Source organism: Halomonas huangheensis, from assembly GCF_001431725.1.
In the GTDB taxonomy this organism is placed as follows: domain Bacteria; phylum Pseudomonadota; class Gammaproteobacteria; order Pseudomonadales; family Halomonadaceae; genus Halomonas; species Halomonas huangheensis.
Window position 1 is genome coordinate 4,215,239 of sequence record NZ_CP013106.1, and the last position, 13,432, is coordinate 4,228,670.

At 59.5% G+C, this 13,432-nt stretch carries 7 protein-coding genes; 6 read left to right on the forward strand and 1 reads right to left on the reverse strand.

Annotation, left to right across the window (positions count from 1 at the left end):
* Nucleotides 1-1,000 precede the first annotated feature (1,000 nt).
* The 6 genes from AR456_RS18240 to AR456_RS18265 are packed head-to-tail and all read left to right on the forward strand — an operon-like array spanning nt 1,001 to nt 11,316.
* A complete protein-coding gene (locus AR456_RS18240; RefSeq protein WP_021817875.1) occupies nt 1,001-3,673 on the forward strand; it encodes a nitrate/nitrite transporter in 2,673 nt (890 codons plus the stop codon).
* Nucleotides 3,674-3,721: 48 nt separating this feature from the next.
* Complete coding sequence (locus AR456_RS18245; protein WP_021817874.1) at nt 3,722-7,492, forward strand: nitrate reductase subunit alpha; 3,771 nt, start codon at nt 3,722-3,724, stop codon at nt 7,490-7,492.
* Nucleotides 7,489-9,045 (forward strand): nitrate reductase subunit beta, encoded by a 1,557-nt coding sequence (narH, locus tag AR456_RS18250; RefSeq protein WP_021817873.1) that lies wholly within the window; start codon nt 7,489-7,491, stop codon nt 9,043-9,045. Before AR456_RS18245 ends, narH begins: the two co-directional genes overlap by 4 nt.
* Nucleotides 9,038-9,799 (forward strand): nitrate reductase molybdenum cofactor assembly chaperone, encoded by a 762-nt coding sequence (gene narJ / locus AR456_RS18255; RefSeq protein WP_021817872.1) that lies wholly within the window; start codon nt 9,038-9,040, stop codon nt 9,797-9,799. The genes narH and narJ overlap by 8 nt, the downstream gene beginning before the upstream one ends.
* Nucleotides 9,796-10,473: a respiratory nitrate reductase subunit gamma gene (narI, locus tag AR456_RS18260; RefSeq protein ID WP_021817871.1), complete on the forward strand. Its 678-nt coding sequence runs from the start codon at nt 9,796-9,798 to the stop codon at nt 10,471-10,473. Before narJ ends, narI begins: the two co-directional genes overlap by 4 nt.
* A gap of 12 nt (nt 10,474-10,485) precedes the next feature.
* Nucleotides 10,486-11,316 (forward strand): peptidylprolyl isomerase, encoded by an 831-nt coding sequence (locus tag AR456_RS18265; RefSeq protein ID WP_021817870.1) that lies wholly within the window; start codon nt 10,486-10,488, stop codon nt 11,314-11,316.
* Between the two features lie 94 nt (nt 11,317-11,410).
* On the opposite strand, the gene AR456_RS18270 is transcribed toward AR456_RS18265, so the two are convergent.
* A complete protein-coding gene (locus tag AR456_RS18270; RefSeq protein ID WP_021817869.1) occupies nt 11,411-13,432 on the reverse strand; it encodes an alkyl/aryl-sulfatase in 2,022 nt (673 codons plus the stop codon).

The window sequence follows — 13,432 nt, forward strand, 5'->3', positions numbered from 1 at the left end:
CAGTACAGGTTGATTTCCTGCAGGGCATTCCTGCCTCCGCATGCGCCAGACTAGCCTGGCCGACTGTCATACACCGGTATCGGCCCTACCCCGAAAACACCCCTCTTCTACTTCGGGGATATTCTTGTGGCACTGAGTCCAGCCACATCAGTACAAAGGGCCGAAACAGCAATAGCGCCCGCTGACAGGGCGCTAATCCTTGATTCGAGAACGCTGTTCAAGGTGAATAACACCACCCATTATGACCTTAAGCGTTCACAGTAAACCTCACATGACAAAGCGTTGATAAAAACGGAACAAAGGGGTGCAGGATACGCAACAGTCTTGCGCCTCATGCCATTTCAGCCCGCGTCATATATAAAGTACATGTCAACTGTTCTTGATGCGGGTGCAACTTACCAGATGCTACAGCCATGAAACACCTCGATGCTGTTGCGGGCAATGTAAGCATAATCTTATTTTTTTGTAAGAGATCTCTTACGCCGGTCTATTTTATCGATAACTCATTGTTACACATAGCAAGACTGGCTCCATAGACACAGAGTCCATTGGCGAAAAAACCATCGGAATAGCCTGCAACGCCACAAGAATCGCCACGAGTGCGCTCATTTTCTGCCGGACATACAGGCCTACAAACAACAGGTGATGATCAACGGAAAATCAGCGGAAATGCGTCGAATGCCCCCCAACAGACACTGCTCTTTCGTTGTAAACCCTACTTACGACCTTCATTGCAATTCCTGGCTACGGTGTTCTTTCAAGTGGTAAATATTCTCCCACATGACGCCCAGAACGTAACAAGCTGTTACCGCTGACTTCATGACAACAGAAATTCTCGGAGCATTACCGGTTTCGCCTGGCTCCCTGCATATCCCTATGGGTGGGGCTCCAGAGTACAAATGCATATTCCTGCAAAACCCCTGAACTGCGTCTACGCTACTCCAGGCTAGAATGACATAACTATGCCAGAACGCTTATCGCCGCTGTGCGAGGGACTCTGATGGCTTCTTCAAGTGGTGTTTCTCAGCCACGGCAAAGAAGGGCCCTGGGCATCTCTACATTCGCCTTCACGCTCTGCTTTGCTGTGTGGACGCTGTTTTCGATACTCGGCATACAGATCAAGGACGAGTTCGGTCTGTCGGACACCCAACTTGGCCTACTGATGGCGACCCCGGTACTGACAGGGTCGATAAGCCGCCTGTTTCTTGGCGTTCTCACTGACAGATATGGCGGGCGCTGGGTATTCAGCCTATTGATGCTATGTAGTGCCGCCTGCGTATATCTTCTGACATTCGCCAACAGCTATCTCATGCTGCTCGCCGGCGCACTCGGGGTCGGCCTGGCCGGCGGCTCATTCATTGTCGGGGTGGCCTACACCTCAGCCTGGTATGACAAGCAGCACCAGGGGACTGCGTTGGGAATCTTCGGCGCCGGTAACGTCGGTGCTGCGGTGACCAACTTCGGCGCTCCGTTGCTGTTGCTGGCCCTCGGTTGGCAAGGTACCGCGATGGTCTACGCCAGTGTACTGGCCATCATGGGCATCACCTTCCTGCTGGTCGCGGAGACCGACCCTCAGGCGGCTCAACGCAAGGCCGCGGCAATACCGCTCACCCAACAATTGGCCCCCTTGTCGGACCTCCGGGTGTGGCGCTTCTCGCTCTACTACTTCTTCGTCTTCGGCGGTTTCGTCGCTCTGGCGTTATGGCTGCCTCACTATCTGATCGAGGTCTACGGTCTGGGACTGGCGGCGGCTGGCTTCGTTGCCGCGCTGTACACCATTCCGGCATCACTGTTCCGTATTCTCGGTGGCTGGCTATCCGACCGCTATGGTGCACGCAAGGTGATGTACTGGACCTTCATTGCCTCGACCCTGTGCTGTTTCCTGCTCAGCTATCCACCTACGCAATATGTGGTGAACGGCGTCAAGGGCCCACTCTCGTTTTCGTTGAGTATGCCGTTGGCAGGCTTTGTCCTGCTGACCATGGTATTGGGCTTCTTCATGTCACTGGGCAAGGCTGCAGTGTTCAAGCACATTCCGGTCTACTACCCCAGCAACGTGGGTCTGGTAGGTGGCGTTGTCGGAATGGTGGGTGGCCTGGGTGGCTTTTTCCTGCCCCTGACCTTCGGCATGCTCAATGACGTAATTGGCATCTGGCAAAGCAGCTTCATGCTGCTGTTTGTGGTCGTTGCCGCCGCGTTGGGATGGATGCACTACGCCATTCGTCGCGCTGAACATATCGAGATCCGCGAGAACCGCACCACTACCGATCTCCCGGAGCTCACCACACCATCGCGCTTCGTACTCAAGGACTGGCGCCCGGAAGATCCTGCCTTCTGGGAACAGAGTGGCCAGCGCATCGCCAGGCGTAACCTGTGGATTTCCATCCCCTGCCTGCTGCTGGCCTTCAGCGTATGGATGGTATGGTCCGTCGTCGTCGCCAAACTACCGGCGACGGGCTTCACTTACACCTCCAATCAACTGTTCTGGCTGGCCGCCCTGCCAGGCCTGTCCGGGGCTACCCTGCGTGCGTTCTACAGCTTCATGGTGCCGATCTTCGGTGGCCGTCGCTTCACGGCCATCTCCACAGCCTCTCTGTTACTCCCTGCCGTGTGGATTGGTTTCGCCGTGCAGAATCCTGAAACGCCTTATCTGGTCATGGTCATCCTGGCCCTGCTGTGCGGCTTCGGCGGTGGCAACTTTGCCTCGAGCATGGCCAACATATCGTTCTTCTTCCCGGCTCGGGAGAAAGGCAAGGCGCTGGCCATGAATGCCGGCCTCGGCAACCTCGGCGTCTCGGTCATGCAGTTCCTGGTACCGCTGGTGATCGCCACGGGTGCTTTCGCCTTTGCCACGGGCTCCGGCCAGCCCACCAATGATGGGGGGGAGTTGTGGTTGCAGAATGCCGGCTTCATCTGGGCACCCTTCATCGCTATTGCCACCATCGCTGCCTGGTTCGGCATGAACGACATCGCCAGTGCCAAATCCTCCTTCAAGGAACAGGCGGTGATCTTCAAGCGCAAGCACAACTGGCTGATGTGTGTGCTCTACACCGGAACCTTCGGCAGCTTCATCGGCTTCTCGGCGGCTTTTCCGCTGCTGTCCCACACCCAGTTCCCGGAAATCGATGCCTTGAAGTTCGCCTTTCTTGGACCGTTGGTCGGCGCCCTCAGCCGCGCATGGAGCGGTGGACTCGCCGATCGTCTGGGTGGAGCCAAGGTCACACTGGGCGTTTTTCTGGTCATGATCGTAGGCGTTCTGGGCGTGCTGCTGTTTCTGGGTGGCTCGGGCTCTACATTCGCTTTTGCTGGCTTCTTTGCCTCCTTCCTGCTGTTGTTCCTGGCCTCGGGTATCGGCAATGCCAGCACCAACCAGATGATCCCCGTGATCTTCCGCCGCGAAGTACCTCGCCTGATGCCGGAGCTTACCGCCGATGAACAGACAATCCATGCCGCACGCGAGTCTGCAGCCACCATCGGCTTTACCTCGGCGATTGCCGCCTATGGTGCCTTCTTTATTCCCAAGGCATTCGGCACATCCATTGATCTGACCGGCAGTGCGACAGCGGCACTGACGGGATTCATTGTCTTCTATGTCATCTGTACGGCCCTGACCTGGTTCTATTACTACCGAAAAGGAGCCGGGTTCACCTTCAGCGGCGTCAAGACCGCCTGAGCAGCTAGTCTGGCCACACCGTGACGCGGCCATGATGAGGAGAGCAGCATGAGTCATTTTCTCGATCGCCTGAGATACCTGACCAGGCGTCCTCAGCAGTTCGCCAATGGACATGGTGAAACCCGGGCGGAAACACGGGACTGGGAGGATGGTTACCGCTCGCGCTGGCAACACGACAAGGTAGTGCGCTCCACCCACGGGGTGAACTGCACCGGGTCGTGCAGCTGGAAGATCTACGTCAAGAATGGTCTGGTGACCTGGGAAACCCAGCAGACCGACTATCCGCGCACCCGCGCCGACCTGCCCAACCATGAGCCCCGCGGCTGCCCGCGCGGCGCCAGCTATTCGTGGTATCTGTACAGCGCCAACCGCCTCAAGTACCCATTGATCCGCCAGCAACTGGTGGCTCTCTGGAGGAGCGCTCTAGAGCAGCATAGTGATCCAGTGGATGCCTGGGCCTCCATCGTCGAGGACCCAGCCCGCGCCAATCAGTACAAGCGCGCTCGTGGCATGGGCGGCTTCGTGCGTGCGAACTGGGAGGAAGTGCAGACACTGATCGCCGCCGCCAATGTCTATACCGCCAGGTCCCATGGCCCGGATCGCATCATCGGCTTCTCACCGATCCCCGCGATGTCGATGGTGTCCTACGCTTCTGGCGCACGATATCTATCACTGATCGGCGGTGTCTGCCTGTCCTTCTACGACTGGTACTGCGACCTGCCCCCGGCTTCGCCGCAGACCTGGGGCGAGCAGACTGACGTGCCCGAGTCAGCCGACTGGTACAACTCCGGCTACATCATTGCCTGGGGCTCCAACGTCCCCCAGACGCGGACACCGGATGCGCACTTCTTTACCGAGGTGCGCTACAAGGGCACCAAGACCGTCTCAGTGACCCCGGACTACGCCGAGGTTTCCAAGCTCACCGATGAGTGGCTGTCGGCCAAGCAGGGCACCGATGCCGCCCTCGCCATCGCCATGGGCCATGTAATCCTCAAGGAGTTTCATCTCGAACGGCCGAGTAGCTACTTCACCAACTACGTCAAACGCTACACCGACATGCCATTTCTCGTCGAACTGGAAACGCGTGATGACGGTAGCCTGGTACCCGGCAAGCAGCTGCGAGCCTCCGACTTCGAAGGACACCTTGGGCAGTCCAACAATCCTGAGTGGAAGACCGTCGCCTGGGATGACAAGCGCGATGAACTGGTCGTTCCTCGCGGCTCGATCGGCTTCCGCTGGGGAGGCGATGAAGACGCCAATGGCAAAGGGAAATGGAGCCTCAAGCCACTGGATGCCGAGGGCCAGAAGATCGACCTGCGCCTGAGTCTGATCGATGCCCATGATGATGTCGCCAGGGTGGCCTTCCCGTACTTCGGCGGTATCGCTCGCGAGCATTTCAACCATGTCGAGGTCAATGAGGTCCTGTTTCACTACCTTCCGGTCAAGCGCCTGACGTTGGCCGATGGCAGGCAGGTTCTCGCGGCAACCGTCTTCGATCTGATGTGCGCCAATTACGGCATCGACCGCGGTCTGGGCGCCGAAGGCGAGGACGATGGCGCCACATCACTGGAGCAAGTACGCCCATATACACCCGCCTGGCAGGAGAAGATCACCGGTGTCAGTGCTGTGCAGTGCACTCGCATTGCCCGAGAATTCGCGACCAATGCCGACAAGACCCAGGGCCGCAGCATGATCATCGTCGGTGCCGGTATGAACCACTGGTACCACATGGACATGAACTACCGTGGCCTGATCAACATGCTGGTGCTGTGTGGCTGTATCGGCCAGAGCGGCGGTGGCTGGTCGCACTATGTCGGCCAGGAAAAGCTACGTCCGCAAACCGGCTGGACGCCACTGGCTTTCGGCCTCGACTGGCAGCGCCCGCCGCGTCACATGAATGGCACCTCGTTCTTCTACAACCACTCCAGCCAGTGGCGCTACGAGAAGCTGGATGTCAGTGAGCTGTTGTCACCGCTGGCGGATCCCTCGCGCTACTCGGGAAGCCTGATCGACTTCAATGTGCGCGCCGAGCGTATGGGCTGGCTACCGTCCGCTCCCCAGTTGAGCACCAATCCGCTGCATCTTGCCAAGGCCGCCAGCGAAGCCGGTAAGTCAACTGCTGACTATGTCGTGGCGCAGCTGCGCGAAGGCAAGCTGTCCTTCGCTGCCGAGGACCCGGACAACCCGCAGAACTTCCCGCGCAACATGTTCATCTGGCGCTCCAACCTGCTGGGCAGCTCCGGCAAGGGTCACGAGTACATGCTCAAGTATCTGCTGGGTACTCGCCATGGCATTCAAGGCAAGGACCTGGGCGAGATGGGAGCCCGAATGCCGGAGGAAGTGACCTGGCATGAGGACGCACCTGAGGGCAAGGTCGACCTGCTCACCACGCTCGACTTCCGCATGTCGACCACCTGCCTGTATTCCGATGTGGTTCTGCCGACCGCCACCTGGTACGAGAAGGACGATCTCAACACCTCGGACATGCACCCCTTCATCCATCCGCTGACCGCGGCCACCGATCCCGCCTGGGAAGCGCGCAGTGATTGGGATATCTACAAGGGCATTGCGAAGAGGTTCTCCGAACTCTGCGTCGGCCACCTGGGAGAGGAAACCGACCTGGTCACGCTGCCGCTGCAGCATGACAGCCCCGGCGAATTGGCCCAGCCCGAAGTCCTCGACTGGAAGAAGGGCGAGTGTGATCCGGTTCCCGGCAAGACCATGCCCAGCCTGATCGAGGTCAAGCGCAACTACCCCGAGACCTACGAGCGTTTCACGTCAGTGGGCCCACTGCTGGAGAGCATCGGCAATGGTGGCAAGGGCATCAGCTGGAATACCGACAAGGAAGTCGAGCTGCTGCGTGGCCTCAACCACGTCAAGCACGACGGTCCGGCCAAGGGCCAGCCACGCATCGAAACCGCCATTGATGCCGCCGAGATGATTCTGTCGCTGGCGCCGGAAACCAATGGCCAGGTGGCGGTCAAGGCCTGGGGAGCACTGTCGAAGATCACCGGTCACGACCACACCCACCTTGCCAGGCCCAAGGAAGAGGAGAAGATCCGTTTCCGCGACGTGGTGGCCCAGCCGCGCAAGATCATCTCCAGCCCGACCTGGTCAGGCCTGGAAGATGAGCATGTGTCCTACAATGCGGGTTACACCAATGTCCATGAACTGATTCCGTGGCGCACCGTGACCGGTCGCCAACAGTTCTACCAGGACCACGCCTGGATGCGCGATTTCGGTGAAAGCCTGCTGGTCTATCGCCCGCCGATCGATACCAAGGCCACACGCTCGATGGTCGAGCAGAAACCCAACGGTAACCCGGAAATCGCCCTGAACTGGCTCACGCCGCACCAGAAATGGGGTATCCACTCCACCTACTCCGATAACCTGCTGATGCAGACCCTGTCACGTGGTGGCCCGATCGTGTGGCTGTCCGAGGATGACGCACGTGCCATCGGCGTCGAGGACAATGACTGGATCGAGCTGTACAACGCCAACGGTGCGATTGCCGCGCGCGCGGTGGTCAGCCAGCGGGTCAAGCCCGGCATGGTGATGATGTATCACGCCCAGGAGCGCATCGTGAATGTGCCAGGCTCGGAAGTCACCGGGACGCGGGGCGGCATCCACAACTCGGTAACCCGTGTGTGTCCCAAACCGACCCATATGATCGGTGGCTACGCCCAGCTGTCCTACGGCTTCAACTACTACGGCACCGTGGGCTCGAACCGCGACGAGTTTGTGCTGGTACGACGCATGAAGCAAATCAACTGGCTCGACGGAGAAGGCAACGACAGCGTACAGGAGGCCACCAAATGAAGATTCGCTCTCAAGTCGGCATGGTGCTCAACCTCGATAAATGCATCGGTTGCCATACCTGCTCGGTGACCTGCAAGAACGTGTGGACCAGCCGTGAAGGTGTCGAGTACGCCTGGTTCAACAACGTCGAGACCAAGCCGGGTATCGGCTACCCGAAAGAGTGGGAAAATCAGCAGCGCTGGAAAGGCGGCTGGCTGCGTCGCAAGAACGGCAGTATCGAGCCACGTATCGGCGGCAAGTGGCGGGTGTTGGCCAACATCTTCGCCAACCCTGACTTGCCGGAAATCGATGACTACTACGAGCCGTTCACCTTCGACTACCAACACCTGCATCAGGCAAAGCAGGGCGAGCACCAGCCGGTCGCACGGCCACGCTCGCTGGTGTCGGGTCAGCGCATGAACAAGATCGAGTGGGGCCCCAACTGGGAAGAGATTCTCGGTACCGAATTCGCCAAGCGCCGCAAGGATGCCAACTTCGACCAGATCCAGGCCGATATCTACGGTCAGTTCGAGAACACCTTCATGATGTATCTGCCCCGCCTGTGCGAGCACTGCCTCAACCCGGCGTGCGTGGCTTCATGTCCTAGCGGCGCGATCTACAAGCGCGAAGAGGATGGCATCGTGCTGATCGACCAGGATAAGTGCCGCGGCTGGCGGATGTGTGTCTCCGGCTGCCCGTACAAGAAGATCTACTACAACTGGAAATCCGGCAAATCCGAGAAGTGCATCTTCTGTTATCCACGCATCGAAGCCGGCGAGCCAACCGTGTGCTCGGAAACCTGTGTCGGGCGGATTCGTTACCTCGGCGTACTGCTCTACGATGCCGACCGTATCGAGGAAGTCGCCGCCAGTGCCGACGAACGCGACCTCTATCGCCGCCAGTGCGAGATATTCCTCGACCCCTTCGACCCCGAGGTGATTGCCCAGGCCCGGCGCGATGGCATTGAGGACAGCGTCATCAATGCCGCTCAACAGTCCCCGGTCTACAAGCTGGCCATGGACTGGCAACTGGCGCTACCGCTGCATCCGGAATATCGCACACTGCCGATGGTCTGGTACGTGCCGCCGCTGTCACCGATCCAATCAGCGGTGGATGCCGGGCATGTCGAGCACAAGGGCATTCTGCCCGACGTCGAGTCGCTGCGTATCCCAGTCAAATATCTTGCCAACATGCTCACCGCCGGTGATGAAGCTCCCGTCATACGGGCGCTCAAGCGCATGATGGCGATGCGCAGGTACATGCGCGGCAAGCACGTCGATGGCGAACTCAACCATGCCCTGCTCGATGAAGTCGGGCTCAGCGAGGCTCAGGTGGAAGAGATGTATCGCTACCTGGCCATCGCCAACTACGAGGATCGCTTCGTGATCCCCACCAGCCACCGCGAACAGGCCCGCGACGCCTTCCCCGAACGCGGCGGCTGTGGCTTCACCTTCGGCAATGGCTGCCAGGGAGGCGATAGTGATGCCAGCCTGTTTGGCGGACGCAAGCAGACCAGCACTCTGGTCGCGGCCGAACAGTATGATCCTCAAGCGGAGGACGTGCGCCATGGCTGACTCTCTGGCACTGGGCATGCGTGCGCTGGCGCGCATGCTGGATTACCCGACCCCGGAGCTGGTGGCGGCCTTGCCCGAGATCCGTGAGGCATTTGAGCGCATGCCGCTACCCTCTGCGGCTCCACGCCGCGCGCTGCTCGAATGGAGCCAGCAACTCGCGGAGGTGCCATTGCTCGAAAGCCAGGCGGCCTACGTCGCGCTGTTTGATCGCGGCCGCTCCACCTCGCTATTGCTGTTCGAGCACGTGCATGGCGAATCTCGTGACCGTGGTCAGGCGATGGTCGACCTGCTGCGCCAATACGAGGACGCCGGATTCGTCCTCGACCGACGCGAGCTCCCCGACTACCTGCCGCTGTTTCTGGAATATCTGTCGACCTTGCCCGGCCATGACGTGGCGCACTGGCTGGGTGACATCAGCCATATCCTGGCGTTGCTGACGGCACGCCTGGAAACCCGAGACAGCCGTTACGCGCTGGTTCCCCATACCCTGCTGAGTCTGATTGGCGAAGAGTCCCAGATTGATGCTCACCGCGACCAGGCAAAGCAGGAACCGGCAGACAATACGCCTGCTGCCATTGATGCGGTCTGGGAAGAGGAAGCCGTCCGCTTTTCCGCGGAGTCCGACGAGGATTGCGCACTGCAATCCGCCGAGGGACAGCGCCTGGCCGAGCGGCGCAATACCGTGCAGCCCGAAACCATCCGCATCGACGACCTCACCCGCCCCAACCCTCAGCCTTCGGGAGGTGTGTCATGAGCTATCTGCATACCTTGTTGTTTGGTCTCTACCCCTATCTGGCAGGAACGGTATTTCTCATCGGCAGCCTGCTGCGCTTCGATCACGGCCAGTACACCTGGAAAACCGGCTCCAGCCAGATGCTGTCGTCGAAACGCATGCGGTGGGCCAGCCCACTGTTTCATGTGGGCATTCTGGTGATCTTCTTCGGTCATCTGGTCGGGCTACTGACTCCCCACTGGATGTATGAGCCCTTCATCAGCGCAGGCAACAAGCAGATCATGGCCATTCTGGTGGGAGGCATCGCCGGGGTGATGTGCCTGGTGGGCGGCACCATGCTGCTGGTGCGACGCCTGACGGATCCACGAGTGAAAGCCACCTCCAGCCACATGGACAACCTGATCCTCCTGCTGCTGGTCGTGCAGGTAACACTGGGGCTATTGACCATTCCCGCCGCCATGCAACATCTCGATGGTGGAGTCATGCTGCGGCTGGCGCAGTGGGCCCAGGCCATCGTGTTCTTCCAGGGCAATGCTGCCGCACACCTCGTCGGCCTGAGCTGGATTTACCACATCCATATCTTCATCGGGCTGACCATCATCCTGATTTTTCCCTTCACCCGGCTGGTACATGCCTGGAGCGCGCCACTCGGCTACCTCGGCCGTCGTTACCAGATTGTCAGACGGCGAGCCTGAGGGAGGCCCATCATGCAGACCATTCCAGCAGAGAACATTCCCGCCACCGGCTCGCTGCAGATTCGTGTCGGAGACAGTGTGATTGATGAGGCCACCATCGCCGGGGAAATGCAATTTCATCCCGCTGCCAGTCATGATGTTGCCGCCAGGGCAGCGGCAAGGGCGCTGGTCATTCAAGAGCTGCTGCGTCAGCGCGCCATGATGCTCGACCTGCACAACGATGCCCACACCGCGCCTGATGACTACTATCCCGGTGAAAGTGATATCGCCCAGATGCTGGACCGGGAGCTGCAGGTGCCCGACCCGGATGAAGATGCGTGTCGGCGCTACCATGCCCATCACCCAGAGCGCTTCTGCGAACCACCTCAATATCGTGTCAGGCACATCCTGCTGGCCGCTGCACCGGATGATGCCGAAGGCCGCGACCGTCAGTATCGGCAGGCAGGCAAGTTGGTCAAGAGCCTGGCCAAGCAGGGTGAGCGCTTTACCGAACTGGCTCAGCGTCACTCCAGCTGCCCATCTCGTGATCAGGGTGGGGAGTTGGGTTGGCTCCAGCCCGGACAGACAGTATCTGAACTGGACCGGGCACTGGAACACTTGCCGACTGGACTGCATGACCGTCCGTTGGCTTCACGTTATGGCTGGCATGTGGTGTGCGTGGATGAGCGCAGGGAAAAGCTTGCCCTGCCCTTTGACGCCGTGCGAGATCGGGTTGTGCGTGAGTTGACGGAGCAGGCGACGCGTATGGCGCTGCGGCACTATCTGCTGGCGCTGGAAGCGGAGATCGGCGTGGAGGGATTTTCCCTCGACGATGATGCCATGGACGGATCATTGGTGCGTTAGACGCCAGCCCGCACCATCAATGCCGAAGCCTCGCGAGTTTCCCCGCGAGGCTTCGGTGATGCCCATCAGAATAGGCGCTATGCAGTGACTGAGCTCAGCCGTCGTTATCGGTAGCAGGAGCTGCAGAGGTCACGACCGGGAAGGTCGGGGTGAAATCATCCATCAGTGAGAACAGTTGCCCCAGCACCTTGATATCACCCTCAGCGGTGACATGCCCGGCTTCAATCTCGTCACCAAGCGTGGTCTGATGCAGAAGCACACGATTGACCACATCGCGATTCAGCGACAGGCTCAAATCGGCTTCAGCGGCCCCCTCATCGATTCCCTCTCGATAACGCAGCACCGAGTTGGAGAGACTCATGCGGAAATCCTGTGCCGCCTCACCGGTAAAGTGCCAGTCGATATCCAGCTCGATGCCATCGGCCCTGGGCCCATTGAGGCGTACCGCCAGCAGATCGAAGACCTGCTCGATAGGCAGTACCTGGAGGATATCCGGCGAAGCCGTCGTCACCACACTCGCCGGGTCGAATCCGTTTCTCAGTTCGCGGGCTCCCGTCAGGTATATATTGCGCCATGGTGCGGACTCTGCCTGATACCCCAGCTGTTCGAAGATATCAGCCTGAAGTGCCTTGGCATCCTGGTTGTCTGGCTGAGACATCACCAGATGATTCATCAGCATCGCTGCCCAGCGGTAGTCTCCAGCATCGAAGGCTTCACGCCCCTGCTCCATTACTGACTCGGCGCCCCCCATGGCCTCAACATAACGTTCTCCGGCGGCCTGTTCGGGAAGCGGGTCAAGCGTTGCAGGATTACCGCTCCAGAACCCCAGGTAGCGCTGATAGATGCCCTTCACATTGTGTTCGATAGTGCCGTAGTAGCCACGGTTGAACCACTCGTTGGCCAGGCTATCCGGCACCTCGATGGCTTCAGCGATTTCATCTCGCTTGTACCCCAGGTTGGCCAGGCGCAATGTCTGGTCATGCAGATACTTGAGCATGTCGCGTTGTTTCTCGATGGTTTCATACACGTCCTCCTGCCCCCAACGCGGCCAGTAGTGTGACGTGAGCACGACATCCGTACGATCACCGAAGTAGCGCAGCATCTCATCCAGCGCGCGCGACCACTGGAGTGCATCACGTATCTGAGCGCCGCGCGGTGTGAGGATGTTATGCAGAGACGCGTTGAGAATCTCTGCCGCCAGCAGCGCACGCTGTTCGGGGAAGTAGAACACCATCTCAGCATCGGCTTCGGTGCCCGGCGCCATCAGGAATTCGATATCGACCCCATCCACGGTCATGGTCTGCCCGCTGTGAGTCACGAACTCCGTGGGTTCGACCAGCGTAAAGGAGCCATTGGATACTCCCTTACCCAGGCCGCTATCGATCTGCTGCTGGACGTTGCGCGGCAAGCCGAAGCCGAACATGTACTGGGCACGTCGACTCATGACGTTGCCCAGCAGTACCGACTCGCTGGCGACATGGTCAGTGAAGTGCTCTGGCGCAATCACTCTGACGTTACCCGCCTCGGCATCTTCGCTGGCAATAACGCCCTTCACCCCCGCGAAATGATCCGCGTGCGAGTGGGTATAGATGACCGCCGTGACCGGACGCTCGCCAAGCTCGCTGTTGACCAGCTCCAGCGCGGCGCGGGAAGGCTCGGCCGTCGTCAGCGGATCAACGACAATCCAGCCTGTGGCGCCACGAATGACCGTCATCGTAGCGAGGTCGAAGCCGCGAACTTGATAGATATCGTCGGTGACCTCATACAAGCCTGGCGTATTGTTGAGCTGGGCCAGACGCCACAGGCTAGGATTCACGCTGTCTGGAGCATCTCCCTGAAGGAATTCCTGATAGGCCGCCACATCCCATACCACCCGGCCGTCGGCATTCTTGACCACCAACTCGGGCGTCGCCTTGATCAAGCCACGACCTGCATTTCCAAAATCTGCGCGATCGGAAAAATCCAACGCTTTCAGCACCTCCGCGTTAGCCGCTTGAGTGGCTTCGGTCGCCGCCTTCGGCGCGATGGCGTCGGGGGACTGGGCCTGCGCCAGTCCGGCACTGCCCAGAGCGATGGCGGCGACCAATACAGAAGCCTTGAAAGGGAATCGAGTCAT

Bases quoted from the DNA above. Each gene is read 5' to 3' on its own strand.
- AR456_RS18240 (WP_021817875.1), top strand. From the start codon at position 1,001: ATGGCTTCTTCAAGTGGTGTTTCTCAGCCACGGCAAAGAAGGGCCCTG.
- AR456_RS18245 (WP_021817874.1), top strand. From the start codon at position 3,722: ATGAGTCATTTTCTCGATCGCCTGAGATACCTGACCAGGCGTCCTCAG.
- narH (WP_021817873.1), top strand. From the start codon at position 7,489: ATGAAGATTCGCTCTCAAGTCGGCATGGTGCTCAACCTCGATAAATGC.
- narJ (WP_021817872.1), top strand. From the start codon at position 9,038: ATGGCTGACTCTCTGGCACTGGGCATGCGTGCGCTGGCGCGCATGCTG.
- narI (WP_021817871.1), top strand. From the start codon at position 9,796: ATGAGCTATCTGCATACCTTGTTGTTTGGTCTCTACCCCTATCTGGCA.
- AR456_RS18265 (WP_021817870.1), top strand. From the start codon at position 10,486: ATGCAGACCATTCCAGCAGAGAACATTCCCGCCACCGGCTCGCTGCAG.
- AR456_RS18270 (WP_021817869.1), bottom strand. From the start codon at position 13,432: ATGACTCGATTCCCTTTCAAGGCTTCTGTATTGGTCGCCGCCATCGCT.